Raw genomic sequence first — 13,189 nt, 5'->3', positions numbered from 1 at the left:
TTTGCTGCGTCGCGTTGGCTGGCAGGTGAAGCCCAATCCCTTGGCATGGCCTGTCGGCGGATGAGGCTTCGGTCCTCGCCCACGCGCAAGGAGGTGGCCTGACGATGCGGGGCAGAGGTTTCGCTAGGCTCAGACCGGAATGCGGGTGGTGTGCTTGACCCGGCGCAGCACGAACATGGTCGAGGCGGTGGCGACGCAGTCCAGCTCGTGGATGCGGGTCATCAGGATATTCTCGAGATCGGGGATGTCCTTCACCACGATATGCAGCAAGTAATCCCAATCGCCCGAGATCGAGTAGACCTCGACGATCGCGGGCTCAAGGTCCATCGCCCGTTGGAAAGCCGAGCGTGCCTCGGCGTCCTGTGCCTTCATCCGCACCTGGCAGAAGGCGTCCATGCCCCGCCCGACCTTGGCCGGATCGACCAGGCGCACCGGCGCGCTGACCACGCCGGCCTCTTCCAGTTCCCGCAGGCGCCGCCAGCAGGTGGCGCTCGAGCTGTTCGTCTGCCGCGCGAGCTCGCTCATGCTGATCGAGGCGTCGGATTGCAGGATGGCAAGCATTCTGGCTTCGAGAGGCGTTAGCTTTGTCATGCAGTTCATTCGGGTCAGTAATGTGAAACATGGATTTCAGTAATGATGTGAATCTGATCCTATTAGAGATGGGGTTTCAGCGGCAAGCCTTACCCTGAGATCGGAGGACGCGGCTTGGCCGCGACGGGCTTTGGGAGGAGCCGATGACCGATCAGACACCCATTCTGCGCGACTACGAATTGTCGGACCGCTACACCCGCACCGAGGGTCGAGTCTTTCTGACCGGCACGCAGGCGATCCTGCGCATCGCGCTCGACCAGGCTCGCCGCGACAAGGCCGCAGGCCTCGACACGCGCGGTTTCATTTCGGGCTATCGCGGCTCGCCGGTGGGCGGGATCGACCTCGAGGTGGCGCGGAACCGCGCGCTGGTGGATGCCGGGGGGGATCGGCTTCGTGCCCGCCGTCAACGAGGAGCTTGCGGCGACGCAGATCATTGGCACGCAGCAGGTCGAAACCGACCCGGACCGCACCTGCGCCGGGGTCTTCGGCCTGTGGTACGGCAAGGGACCCGGGGTCGACCGAGCCGGGGATGCGCTCAAGCACGGCAATGCCTATGGGTCCTCGCCGCATGGCGGGGTGCTGGTGGTGGCCGGGGACGACCATGGCTGCGTTTCGTCCTCAATGCCGCACCAATCCGACGTCGCCTTCATGAATTTCTTCATGCCGACGATCAATCCTGCCAACGTGGCCGAGTTCCTGAGCTTCGCCGAATGGGGATACGCACTGTCGCGCTTCTCGGGCATGTGGGTCGGTTTCAAGGCAATCTCGGAGACCGTGGAATCCGGCATGTCTTTCGAGCTGCCAAAGCCCCGCTCCTTTGTGGCCCCCGACTTCGAGCCGCCCGAGAGCGGATTGCACTACCGCTGGCCCGACCTTCCGGGGCCGCAGATCGAGGAGCGGATGGAAGCCAAGAAGGCGGCGGTCCTGGCTTTTGCGCGCGCCAATCCGATCGATCACAGCGAATGGGGGCATGAGGCGCATTTCGGCATCGTCACCACCGGCAAGTCGCATCTCGACGTGCTCGAGGCGCTGCGGCTGCTGGGCATCGACGAGGTGCGCGCCGCCGAGATCGGCCTCGACATCTACAAGGTCGGCATGGTTTGGCCGCTCGAGCACCATGGCGCGCTGGCCTTTGCGAAGGACAAGCGCGAGCTGCTGGTCATCGAAGAGAAGCGCGGCATCATCGAAAGCCAGCTCAAAGAGCATTTCTACGACTTCCCGGGCCAGAAGCCGAAACGCATGGTGGGCAAGCGCGATGAGGCGGGCAACCGTCTGATCCCCTGGACCCACGAGTTGGGCGCGGTCATGCTCGCCCGGCACATCGCGGCGCGGCTGGAGCGCAATTTTCCTGACCTTGATCTTGTGAGCAAGGCGGCGGACGTGGTTCCCGCGCCCGCGCCGATCCTCGTGGAGGGGGCTGCGCGCACGCCCTACTTCTGCTCGGGATGCCCGCACAACACTTCGACCAAGGTGCCCGAGGGTAGCCAGGCGTTGGCCGGGATCGGCTGCCATTTCATGGCCAGCTGGATGAACCGCAACACGACCTCGCTGATCCAGATGGGCGGCGAGGGGGTGAACTGGGTTTCACGTTCGAATTTCAACGGCAACAGGCACATCTTCCAGAACCTCGGCGACGGCACCTATTACCACTCCGGCTCGCTGGCGGTGCGGCAGGCAATCGCCGCAGGCACCAACATCACCTACAAGATCCTCTTCAACGATGCCGTGGCGATGACCGGCGGGCAGCACGTCGACGGCCCGCTCAGCGTCGCGGCCATCGCGCAGTCGATGGTCTCGGAGGGCGCCAAGAAGGTGGTCGTGGTTTCGGACGACCCCGAGGCGCTCCGCCGCGAGGGCCTGCCGGCAGGCGTGCCGGTCGAGCATCGGCGCGATCTCGACCGGGTGCAGCGCGAGCTGCGCGAGATCCCCGGCACCACCGTCCTCATCTACCAGCAGACCTGCGCCACCGAGAAGCGCCGGCTGCGCAAGCGCGGCAAGATGGAGGATCCGAAGAAATTCGCGGTGATCAACCCGCTGGTCTGCGAGGGCTGCGGCGATTGCTCGGTGGAATCCAACTGCCTGAGCGTCGAGCCGCTGGAGACCGAGTTCGGCCGCAAGCGAAAGATCAATCTCAACACCTGCAACAAGGACTTCACCTGCCTCAACGGCTTCTGCCCGAGCTTCGTGACCGTCGAGGGAGCCACGCTGAAAAAAGCCAGTGCCGCCGGGAAGGAGGAACTCGCCCGGCTGCAGGCGGCCCTGCCGCAGCCCGAGCTGCCCGCGCTTTCGCAGCCCTGGGACATCCTCGTCACCGGTGTCGGCGGCACCGGGGTGGTCACCGTTGGCCAGCTCATCGCGATGGCGGCGAACCTCGAGCAGAAGGGGGCCTCGGTGCTCGACTTCATGGGGTTCGCGCAGAAATTCGGCCCGGTGCTAAGCTACCTGCGCGTGGCGGCATCCGAAGCGGCGCTGAACCAGGTCAAGATCGAGCCCAGCTCGGCCCATGCGCTGATCGGCTGCGACCTGGTCGTCAGCTCCTCGCCCAAGGCCTCGGCCACCTACCGCAAGGGCGAGACCCGGGCCGTGATCAACACCGCCGTCATGCCCACCGGCGATCTGGTGCAGAACCGCGACGCCGATCTCAACGCGGGCGCGCGGCTGGAGGCGATCCGCGCCACTGTCGATGCGGCGTCGCTGCAGAGTTTCGACGCCAACTCGCTGGCCGAGGCGCTGCTCGGCGACAGCGTCTTTGCCAACGTGATGATCCTCGGCGCGGCCTGGCAGGCGGGGCTGGTGCCGCTGGGGCTCGAGGCGTTGATGCGGGCGATCGAGCTCAACGGCGTGAAGCCGGAGCAGAACAAGGATGCGTTCACCTGGGGACGGGTGCTGGTGCATGACCGGGCCGCGGTCGAGCGCGTCGCCAACCTGCCCGCGAGCCCGGTGCTGACGCTGGACGAGATGATCGCGCGGCGGGCCGAGTTCCTGACGGGCTATCAGAATGCTGCCTGGGCAGGGGTGTACCTGCGCGAAATCGGCAAGGTCCGAGAGGCCGAGACCGCAGCCACTGGCGCCGCCGGGGCGCTGACCGAGGCGGCGGCCAAGGGGCTTTTCAAGCTCATGTCCTACAAGGACGAATACGAGGTCGCGCGGTTACACACGCAGACCGGTTTTCACGAGGGTCTTGCCGCGCGTTTCGAGGGACCGTTCCGGGTGGTGCACCACATGGCGCCACCGGTTCTTTCGCGGGGGACGGATGCACGCGGGCGGCCCCTCAAGCGCGCTTTCGGGCCGTGGATGCGCCCCGCGCTGCGGGTGCTTGCGAAGATGAAGCCGCTGCGCGGCACCGCCTTTGATCCCTTCGGCCACAGCGACGAGCGGAAGATGGAGCGCGACCTCATCACCGAGTACCGCGCTCTGCTGGGCAGGCTGGTTTCAGGGCTGGGCGTCGAGAACCGCGACACGCGCGCCGCAAAGGCCGCGCTGGTGATGGAGATCCGCGGCTTCGGCCCGGTGAAGCAGGCGGCGGCAGCACGGGTCCGGGCGCAGATGGCCGAGGGGCTGGCAGATAGCAGCACGCAAATCCATAAAGACTCTACAATCATGTGACATATCCCGGAAGCTGGCGTAAACTGGCGCCGCGTCACACCGGGCGCCGCCGCAGGAGGGCATGTGATGAACGAGGCCGTGATACGAGAGGCACGCAATCTGCCCGCCGAGCCGCTGGCGCTTGCCGAGCTTGCGGCCACCGAGGCCCCGCGCGCGCCGGCCTTCATCGTCACGATCTATGGTGACGTGGTCGAGCCGCGTGGCGGCATGCTCTGGATGGGCACCTTGATCGAGTGCTGCGCGCGCCATGGTCTGAACGAAAGCCTCGTGCGAACTGCGGTCTCTCGCCTCGTGGGGGCCGGGCAGCTCGAGGGTGTGCGGATCGGACGGCGCAGCTTTTATCGCCTGTCCGAGCCCGCGAGGGCCGAATTCCGCGAGGCGGCCCGCTTGCTTTTTGCGCCACCGCCGGTGCCCGAAGACTGGCTGTTGTGCCTGTCGGACGCGCTGCGCGACGCCGATCTGCCGCTGCCTTGGGCGCGGCTTGCGCCAAGTGTCGCGCTGGCACCCAATCGCGAGGACATTGCGCCGGTGGCGGGGGTTTTGCTTCGCGCGAAACAACTTGACGGGCATGGTGACCTCGGCCAGCTCGCCTCGGAACGCTGGGGTCTTCCCGGGGTGGCCGAGGCCTATTCGAGCTTCCTTGCACGCCATGGCGCGTTGCGCGACCTGCTGGCCGGGCCTGTGCGGGTTTCACCGGAGGATGCGCTCGCGCTGCGGCTGCGACTGGTGCATGACTACCGCCATGCGGCACTCAGCGATCCGCGCCTGCCACGGGCCGCCTATCCTCATGACTGGCCCGCGGAAGCGGCGCGCAAACTCTTCGTGACCGCTTATGTCGGCCTGTCAAAACTCGCGGAAACCCATGTGGGCACTGAGTTTCTCAGCCCGGATGGGCATCTTGCGGCGCGGAATGACGAGACCGAGTGGCGGCTCTTTCAGCTGCGACGCGAGGCGGCGGCGTGATCCACGCGGGAGGCGTCTCGTCAATGCGTCACGCCAATAGACATTTGTGACTTAACATGTGCTGTATGTCGTGCTAGTTAGTTGACCGATCGGTCGGTCATTTATGGTCGGCCTCGATTCTCGAGGGAGGAGGAATCGGATGTCCGAGGCATTCATCTGCGACGCAATACGCACGCCCGTCGGCCGCTACGGCGGGGCGCTATCGGCTGTCCGCGCCGACGATCTGGCCGCCATTCCGCTGGCCGCTCTGATGGCGCGCAATGCCTCGGTCGACTGGGCCAGCGTCGATGACATCATCCTCGGCTGCGCCAACCAGGCCGGTGAGGACAACCGCAACGTCGCGCGCATGGCCGGGCTGCTGGCGGGCCTGCCGATCGAGGTGCCGGGCACCACGGTCAACCGTCTCTGCGGCTCGGGCATGGACGCGATCGGCCTTGCTGCCCGCACCATCCGCGCCGGGGACGGAGACCTGCTGCTGGCCGGCGGTGTCGAGAGCATGAGCCGCGCGCCCTTCGTGGTGGGCAAGGCCACCTCGGCCTTCTCGCGCAATGCCGAGATGTATGACACGACCATCGGCTGGCGCTTCAAGAACCCCAAGCTCGACAAGGCCTTCGGCACGCATTCGATGCCCGAGACCGCCGACAACGTGGCCGAAGACTACGGCATCAGCCGCGCCGACCAAGATGCCTTTGCCGTGCGCTCGCAGGACCGCTGGGAGGCGGCGCAGAAGGCGGGTCTCTTTGCCGAGGAGATCGTTCCGGTGACCATGCCGCAGCGCAAGGGTGATCCGCTTGTGGTGGACACCGACGAGCACCCGCGCCCCGGCACCACGCGTGAGATGCTGGCCAAGCTGCGCGGCGTGAACGGCCCCGATCTCAGCGTCACCGCGGGCAATGCCTCGGGCGTCAACGACGGCGCGGCGGGGGTGATCGTCGCCTCCGAGGCCGCGGCCGCGAAGAACGGCCTCATGCCGCAGGCGCGCGTCGTCGCCATGGCGGCGGCGGGTGTCGCGCCCCGCGTCATGGGCATCGGCCCGGTTCCGGCGACCCGTCGCGTGCTTGAGCGCGCTGGCCTGACGCTGGAGCAGATGGACGTGATCGAGCTCAACGAGGCCTTCGCGGCGCAGGGGCTCGCGGTGATGCGCGAGCTTGGCCTGCCTGACGACGCGGCCCATGTGAACGCCAATGGCGGCGCCATCGCCATGGGCCATCCGCTTGGCATGTCCGGCGCGCGGCTCGTCCTGACCGCGACCCGGCAGCTGCAGCGCACCGGCGGCCGCTACGCCCTCTGCACCATGTGCGTCGGCGTGGGGCAGGGGATCGCGATGATCCTCGAACGTATCTGACCCCTTCAGGAGGAGGCACGACCATGTATGCACAGATGGTGAAATCGGAAGGCATGAAGTCCCCCGAGGAGATGAGCCCCGAGGAGCGCGCCTTTCAGGAGCGGGTCGACCGCGGCGAGAAGATCGAACCCAAGGAGTGGATGCCCGAGGGCTACCGCAAGACGCTGATCCGCCAGATGGGCCAGCACGCGCATTCGGAAATCGTCGGCCAGCTGCCCGAGGGCAACTGGATCACCCGCGCGCCGACGCTGGAGCGCAAGGCGATCCTGCTCGCCAAGGTGCAGGACGAGGCCGGGCACGGGCTTTACCTCTATTCCGCCGCCGAGACGCTGGGCGTGTCGCGCGACGAGTTGATGGAGAAGCTGCACTCGGGCGCGATGAAATACAGCTCGATCTTCAACTATCCGACGCTGACCTGGGCCGACATGGGCGCGGTCGGCTGGCTGGTCGACGGCGCGGCGATCATGAACCAGGTGCCGCTGCAGCGGACGTCGTATGGCCCCTACAGCCGCGCGATGATCCGCATCTGCAAGGAAGAGAGCTTCCACCAGCGGCAGGGCTACGCGATCATGATGAAGATGGCGCAGGGCACGCCCGAGCAGAAGGAAATGGCGCAGGATGCGCTGAACCGCTTCTGGTACCCCTCGCTGATGATGTTCGGCCCGTCCGACAAGGACTCGGTGCACTCCGCACAGTCGATGGCGTGGAAGATCAAGATGAACACCAACGACGAGCTGCGCCAGAAATTCGTCGACGAGACCGTGCCGCAGGCGAAATACCTCGGCCTCACCGTGCCCGACGAGACGCTGAAATGGAACGAGGAGCGCGGTCACTACGATTTCGCCGAGCCCGATTGGGACGAGTTCTTCGAGGTGATCAAGGGTAACGGTCCCTGCAACGAGGAGCGTCTCGGCGCCCGCCGCGAGGCCTGGGACAAGGGCGCGTGGTTCCGTGACGGGCTGACCGCCTATGCCGAGAAGGCCGCCGCCCGCCGCGCGGCCTCGAACGTGGCCGCTGAATAAGCGCATCGAGGAGGATGTGACATGACCAAGAAAGAATGGCCGCTCTGGGAGATCTTCATCCGGGGCCAGCACGGGCTGAACCACCGCCACGTCGGCAGCCTGCACGCTCCCGATGCCGAGATGGCGATCAAGAACGCCCGCGACGTCTACACCCGCCGCAAGGAAGGCGTGTCGATCTGGGTGGTGCCCTCGGCGGCGATCACCGCCTCGTCGCCCTCCGAGAAGGGCCCGCTCTTCGATCCGGCCGAGAGCAAGGTCTACCGCCACCCGACCTTCTTCGACATCCCCGACGAAGTGGGGCACATGTGATGCCCTCGCTTCCCGATGTCGCAACGCCGGACGTGGTGACGCTCGCCGAGCGCGCCGCCGCCGCGCAGGCGCAGGATCCGCATGTCGCGGACGTGGCGCTGAAGACTGCGTTCTTCGACTGGCTCTGCCGGATGGGGGACAATTCCCTGATCCTTGGCCACCGCATTTCGGAATGGTGTGGCCATGGCCCGGTTCTGGAAGAGGACATCGCGCTCGCCAATACCGCGCTCGACCTCATCGGCCACACGCAGATGTGGCTCGGCCTTGCCGCCGAGGTCGAAGGGGCAGGGCGCAGCGCCGATGACCTCGCCTTCCTGCGCGACGCGATGAAGTTCCGCAACCTCAAGCTGGTCGAGTTGCCGAACGGCGACATGGCCGTGACGCTGATGCGCGAGTTTCTCTTCGACGCCTTCCACTTCGAGCTGCTGACCGCGCTGACCAAATCCTCGAGCCCGCGCGTCGCCGAGATCGCCGCGAAGGCGCTGAAGGAAGTGTCCTACCACCTCGAGCGCTCGTCGGATCTCGTGGTCCGGCTGGGTGACGGCACCGAGGAGAGCCATGCCCGCATGCAGGCGGCGCTGAACAAGGTCTGGGGCTACACCGGCGAGATGTTTGCGGAGGATGCCATCGACGACGCGGTTGCCGAGGCCGGCATCGCTCCGGCGCTTTCGGACCTGCTGCCGTTCTGGCAGCGGACCGTCGGCGAGGTGCTGGAAGAGGCGACCCTGCGCCAGCCCGAGCAGCGGTTCGACGCGCATTCCGGCGGCAAGCAGGGGCGACACACCGAGCACCTTGGCTACATCCTTGCCGAGATGCAGTTCCTGCAGCGCGCCTATCCGGGCGCAAGCTGGTAAGCCGATGAGCGCGGTTCTGCCATCCACCCAGCAGGTCTGGGACTGGCTGGGCGAGGTGCCCGACCCCGAGATCCCCGTGGTCTCGGTGACGGAGCTCGGCATCGTGCGCGAGGTCCGCTGGGAGGGGCAGACGCTGGTGGTGGCGGTGACGCCGACCTATTCCGGCTGCCCAGCAACCTCGGTAATCGACCTGATGATCGAGACCCAGCTGCGCGAGAAGGGTGTCACCGACCTGCGGCTGGAACGCCGCCTGTCGCCGCCCTGGACCACCGACTGGGTGACCGAGGCCGCGCGTGACAAGCTGCGCGCCTATGGCATCGCCCCGCCGGTGGATGGCACGGCCTCGGACGGGCTGATGGCGGGCCGCGCGGCGCGGCTGTCGGGCCGGTCGAACCTGGTGATCGCCTGCCCGCGCTGCGGCTCGTCCCATACCGAGCGGGTGAGCCAGTACGGCTCGACCCCGTGCAAGGCCAGCTACCGCTGCCGCGACTGCCTCGAGCCCTTCGACTACTTCAAGTGCCACTGAGCCATTCCGGTGCCCCTGCGGGGCATCCCCGACGCATTTCCCTGTGCAGACAGGAGGAGGTCTGACATGCCCCGTTTCCATCCCCTCGAAGTGACCGACGTCCGCCGCGAGACCCGCGATGCCGTGGTGGTCACGCTGAGGCCCCGCGCCGAGGACGCCGAGAGCTTCGGCTTCACCCAAGGCCAATACCTGACCTTCCGCCGCGACTTCGACGGCGAGGAGCTGCGCCGCTCCTATTCGATCTGCGCAGGGCTCGATGAAGGCTGTCTCAAGGTCGGCATCAAGCGCGTCGACGGCGGGGCCTTCTCGACCTGGGCAAATGAAAACCTCAAGCCCGGCGACACGCTCGACGCGATGACCCCGCAGGGGCGCTTCTTCACCTCGCTCGACGCGGCCAGCGCCAAGAGCTACCTCGGCTTCGCGGGCGGCTCTGGCATCACCCCGGTGCTGTCGATCATCAAGACCGTGCTGGCGCGTGAGCCCCATGCCACCTTCACGCTGGTCTACGCCAACCGCCAGGTCGGCTCGATCATGTTCCGCGAGGAGCTGGAGGACCTGAAGAACACCTATCTCGGGCGTTTCTCGGTGATCCACATTCTCGAGAGCGAGGGGCAGGAGATCGACCTCTTCACCGGGCGCATCGACGCCGAGAAGATGGAGATGCTGTTCCGCCTCTGGATCGACGCGACAAGTGTCGACACCGCCTTCATCTGCGGCCCCGAGCCGATGATGTTGACCATTGCCGAGAGCCTGCGTCAGGCCGGGCTGTCGGACGCGCAGATCAAGTTCGAGCTCTTCGCCTCGTCGCAGCCGGGCCGGGCCAAGGCGCGTGCCGTGTCGCAGCAGGCGGCCGCCGCGGGCAACACCTGCGAGGTCTCGGTCACGCTCGACGGCGCGACGCGGGTGTTCCAGATGCCGAAGGACGGCACGGCCATCCTCGACGCCGCGATCCAGAACAACATGGACGCGCCCTATTCGTGCAAGGCGGGCGTCTGCTCGACTTGCCGCGCCAAGGTGATCGAGGGCGAGGTCGAGATGGAGATCAACCACGCGCTTGAGGATTACGAGGTGCGCGCGGGCTACGTTCTGTCGTGCCAGTGCATTCCGCTCTCCGACAAGGTGGTGCTCAGCTATGACGAATGACACCGATACCATGCACATCGCCGACTACCTCGCGCAGGGCGGCAAGCTGACCTCGCCCGAGAACGTGCCGCCGCGCTACCGCGGCGAGCTCTTGCGGCTCATGTCCTCCTTCGTCGACAGCGAGCTGGCGGGATCCGCGGGCTTTGCCGGGGCGATCAACTGGGCGCCGGGCATCAAGGCACGCATCGCCGCCAGCCGGATCACCCAGGAAAAGGCCGACCATGCCGAGCGCGTGCTCGACCTGATGGAGGGCTTCGGCACCGACAAGGCCCTCTACGAGCGGGCCCACGACTGGGCCGCACGCGAGAGTCGCGACAGCACGCTCGAGGCGAAACGCCACGGCGGCGACATGCGGCTTTCGGTCTTCCACTACCCGCTGACCGGCTGGACCGACGCGGTGGTTATGAACGTGCTCATGGGCCTTGCCACGCAGCACGCGGTGGGCGAGCTGGCGCGCTGCTCCTACCAGCCGCTGGCCGAGGTGCTGCGCGACATCCTCCCGCGCGAGAAGCGGCACATGGAACTGGGGCTCGAGGGGCTCGAACGGATCGGCGCCACGGACGAGGCGAAGGCCTCGGTCGCCTACTGGATGCCGCGCGTCGCTGAGACCTTCGGCCCGGCGGTTTCCGAGCGCTTCGAAAAGCTCAAGGCCATGGGCCTGCGCCACACCGACAACGAGACGCTGCGCACCGCGTGGCGCGCCGAGGCGGAGAGCGTGCTTTCCGGCCTTGGCCTGAACTGAACAGGAAGGACGAGCAAATGCTGGATACGGGACGCACCGCGCGCCGCCTCGAGAGCTACGTGCAGGGCGCCTGGCGCGCCGGCGAGGGCGCGGGCAAGCCGCTCGCCAACGCCGCGACCGGGGCGGTCCATGCCTATATCGGCTCGGACGGGCTCGATTTCGCCGGGGCGCTGGACTGGGGCCGCGAGGTCGGCGGCAAGGCGCTGCGCCAGTACACCATCCACGAGCGGGCGCTGATGCTGAAAGAGATCGGCCTCAAGCTCATGGAGATGAAGGACGAGTTCTACGCCGAGAGCCTCGCCACCGGCGCCACGGCGCGCGACGCCTGGCCTGATATCGACGGTGGTATCGGGACCATGCTCACCTTCGCCTCGAAGGCGCGGCGCGAGCTGCCCAATGCCAAGGTGATCCCCGAGGGCGCGGTCGAGGGGCTTTCGCGCGACGGGACTTTCGTGGGTCAGCACATCCTCGTGCCGATGCACGGCGTCGCGATCCACATCAACGCCTTCAACTTCCCGGTCTGGGGGATGCTGGAAAAGATCGCCCCCGCGCTGATCGCCGGCATGCCCTGCCTCGTGAAGCCCGCTTCGGCGACCGCCTATCTGACCGAGCTGGTGGTGCGGCGGATCCTCGAGATGGGCATCCTGCCGGACGGCGCGCTGCAGATCGTCTGCGGCGGCGTCGGCGACCTTCTGGACCACGTGACCGGGCAGGACGTCGTCACCTTCACCGGTTCGGCCACGACCGGGCGCAAGCTGAAGTCGCACCCGGCGATCGTCGAGAACTCGGTGCGCTTCACCATGGAGGCCGACAGCCTCAACGCCGCGATCCTCGGCCCCGACGCGGTGCCGGGCACGCCGGAGTTCGACCTTTTCGTCAAGGAAGTGCACCGCGAGATGACCGCGAAGTCGGGGCAGAAATGCACCGCGATCCGCCGCGTAATCGTGCCGAAGGCGCAGGAGCAGGCGGTGATCGAGGCGCTGTCCGAGCGTCTTGCGAAGACGCCGCTGGGTCTGCCGGAGGACGCAAACGCCCGGATGAGCGCGCTCGCCTCTCTGGGCGACCGTCAGGGCGTGCGCGAGAAGATCATGGAGATCGCCCGCGAGGCGGAGATCGTCTTTGGCGATCCGGCGAAGGTCGCGCTGGTCTCGGGCGATGCCGAGGCGGGTGCCTTTATGAACCCGGTGCTGCTGCGCTGCGCCGACCCGATGAACGCCACCGCGCCGCATGACATCGAGGCCTTCGGCCCGGTCGCGACGGTGATGGGCTACGAGGGTCTGGATCAGGCGATCGAGCTGGCGATGAAGGGCAAGGGCTCGCTGGTCTCGTCGGTCTTCACCAACGATGCCGAGGTCGCGTCGACGCTGGTGCTGGGCGTTGCGCCCTTCCACGGGCGGGTGATGCTGGGCAACCGGGACAGCGCCAAGAGCTCGACCGGCCACGGCGCGCCGCTGGCGCCGCTAGTCCACGGCGGGCCGGGCCGCGCGGGCGGTGGCGAGGAGATGGGCGGCATGCGCGGGGTGAAGCACTTCATGATGCGCACCGCCGTGCAGGGCACGCCGCGGCTGCTCTCGGCGGTGACCGGCGAGTGGGTCGCGGGCGCACCGGCCGAGCAGGGCACGCACCCGTTCCGCAAGTCGCTGGCCGAGCTTGCCATCGGCGACCAGCTGGTCACCGAGCGCCGGGTCATCACCGAGGAAGATGTCGAGCACTTCGCGCATTTCACCGGCGACACCTTCTACGCGCACATGGACAGCGAGGCCGCCAGGGCCAACCCGTTCTTCGACGAGCGCGTGGCGCATGGCTACCTCATCGCCTCTTTCGCGGCGGGTCTCTTCGTTCAGCCCGATCCCGGCCCGGTGCTGGCCAACTACGGCGTCGACAACCTGCGCTTCCTGACCCCGGTCTACTTCGGCGACAGCCTGCAGGTGCAGCTGACCTGCAAGCAGATCAACCCGCGCGAGGGCACGGTCTACGGCGAGGTCCGCTGGGATTGCCGCGTCACCAACCAGAAGGATGAGGTTGTGGCCGAATACGACGTGCTGACCATGGTGGCGCGCAGCTGGCCGCTGCCGCAGGAGGTCTGAG

11 protein-coding genes are annotated in these 13,189 nt (G+C 67.1%); 10 read left to right on the top strand and 1 reads right to left on the bottom strand.

Translation table 11 applies throughout. The annotated features are described in order from the left end of the window. Positions 1 to 129 precede the first annotated feature (129 nt). The gene (locus tag CLG85_RS14415; RefSeq protein WP_235865314.1) at positions 130 to 561 is read right to left on the bottom strand and encodes an Lrp/AsnC family transcriptional regulator; all 432 of its coding nucleotides are present in this window, start codon (positions 559 to 561) and stop codon (positions 130 to 132) included. A 423-nt stretch (positions 562 to 984) separates the two neighbouring features. On the opposite strand from CLG85_RS14415, the gene CLG85_RS14410 reads away from it, so the two are divergent. The 10 genes from CLG85_RS14410 (at position 985) to paaZ (ending at position 13,188) form a co-directional block, all read left to right on the top strand. Then, positions 985 to 4,197 carry an indolepyruvate ferredoxin oxidoreductase family protein gene (locus tag CLG85_RS14410; protein WP_375796925.1) on the top strand — a complete coding sequence of 1,071 codons (3,213 nt, stop codon included), beginning with the start codon at positions 985 to 987 and terminating at the stop codon, positions 4,195 to 4,197. A 66-nt stretch (positions 4,198 to 4,263) separates the two neighbouring features. Beyond that, positions 4,264 to 5,160, top strand: coding sequence for a PaaX family transcriptional regulator C-terminal domain-containing protein (locus tag CLG85_RS14405; RefSeq protein WP_095881130.1), 897 nt, complete (start codon positions 4,264 to 4,266; stop codon positions 5,158 to 5,160). Positions 5,161 to 5,299: 139 nt separating this feature from the next. Next, entirely contained in the window at positions 5,300 to 6,505 is a 1,206-nt protein-coding gene (pcaF, locus tag CLG85_RS14400; protein ID WP_260349428.1) for a 3-oxoadipyl-CoA thiolase, read from the top strand. 23 nt (positions 6,506 to 6,528) lie between these two features. Continuing rightward, positions 6,529 to 7,527: a 1,2-phenylacetyl-CoA epoxidase subunit PaaA gene (paaA, locus tag CLG85_RS14395; RefSeq protein WP_095881129.1), complete on the top strand. Its 999-nt coding sequence runs from the start codon at positions 6,529 to 6,531 to the stop codon at positions 7,525 to 7,527. Between the two features lie 21 nt (positions 7,528 to 7,548). Next, the gene (gene paaB / locus CLG85_RS14390; RefSeq protein ID WP_095881128.1) at positions 7,549 to 7,836 is read left to right on the top strand and encodes a 1,2-phenylacetyl-CoA epoxidase subunit PaaB; all 288 of its coding nucleotides are present in this window, start codon (positions 7,549 to 7,551) and stop codon (positions 7,834 to 7,836) included. After that, positions 7,836 to 8,690, top strand: a complete 855-nt coding sequence (paaC, locus tag CLG85_RS14385; RefSeq protein WP_095881127.1) for a 1,2-phenylacetyl-CoA epoxidase subunit PaaC — start codon at positions 7,836 to 7,838, stop codon at positions 8,688 to 8,690. The genes paaB and paaC overlap by 1 nt, the downstream gene beginning before the upstream one ends. A 4-nt stretch (positions 8,691 to 8,694) precedes the next feature. Continuing rightward, positions 8,695 to 9,216: a 1,2-phenylacetyl-CoA epoxidase subunit PaaD gene (gene paaD / locus CLG85_RS14380; protein ID WP_095881126.1), complete on the top strand. Its 522-nt coding sequence runs from the start codon at positions 8,695 to 8,697 to the stop codon at positions 9,214 to 9,216. A 66-nt stretch (positions 9,217 to 9,282) separates the two neighbouring features. Then, positions 9,283 to 10,359: a 1,2-phenylacetyl-CoA epoxidase subunit PaaE gene (gene paaE / locus CLG85_RS14375; protein ID WP_095881125.1), complete on the top strand. Its 1,077-nt coding sequence runs from the start codon at positions 9,283 to 9,285 to the stop codon at positions 10,357 to 10,359. Next, positions 10,349 to 11,101, top strand: coding sequence for a Phenylacetic acid catabolic protein (locus tag CLG85_RS14370; protein ID WP_260349427.1), 753 nt, complete (start codon positions 10,349 to 10,351; stop codon positions 11,099 to 11,101). Before paaE ends, CLG85_RS14370 begins: the two co-directional genes overlap by 11 nt. 17 nt (positions 11,102 to 11,118) lie before the next feature. Further along, on the top strand, positions 11,119 to 13,188 hold the full coding sequence (gene paaZ, locus CLG85_RS14365) for a phenylacetic acid degradation bifunctional protein PaaZ (RefSeq protein WP_260349414.1): 2,070 nt from the start codon (positions 11,119 to 11,121) through the stop codon (positions 13,186 to 13,188). Position 13,189: the final 1 nt, after the last annotated feature.

The organism is Alloyangia mangrovi (assembly GCF_002300555.2).
Lineage (GTDB): Bacteria > Pseudomonadota > Alphaproteobacteria > Rhodobacterales > Rhodobacteraceae > Salipiger > Salipiger mangrovi.
Note: the sequence above shows the minus strand (reverse complement) of the source record. Positions and strands in the feature narration are given on the sequence as shown.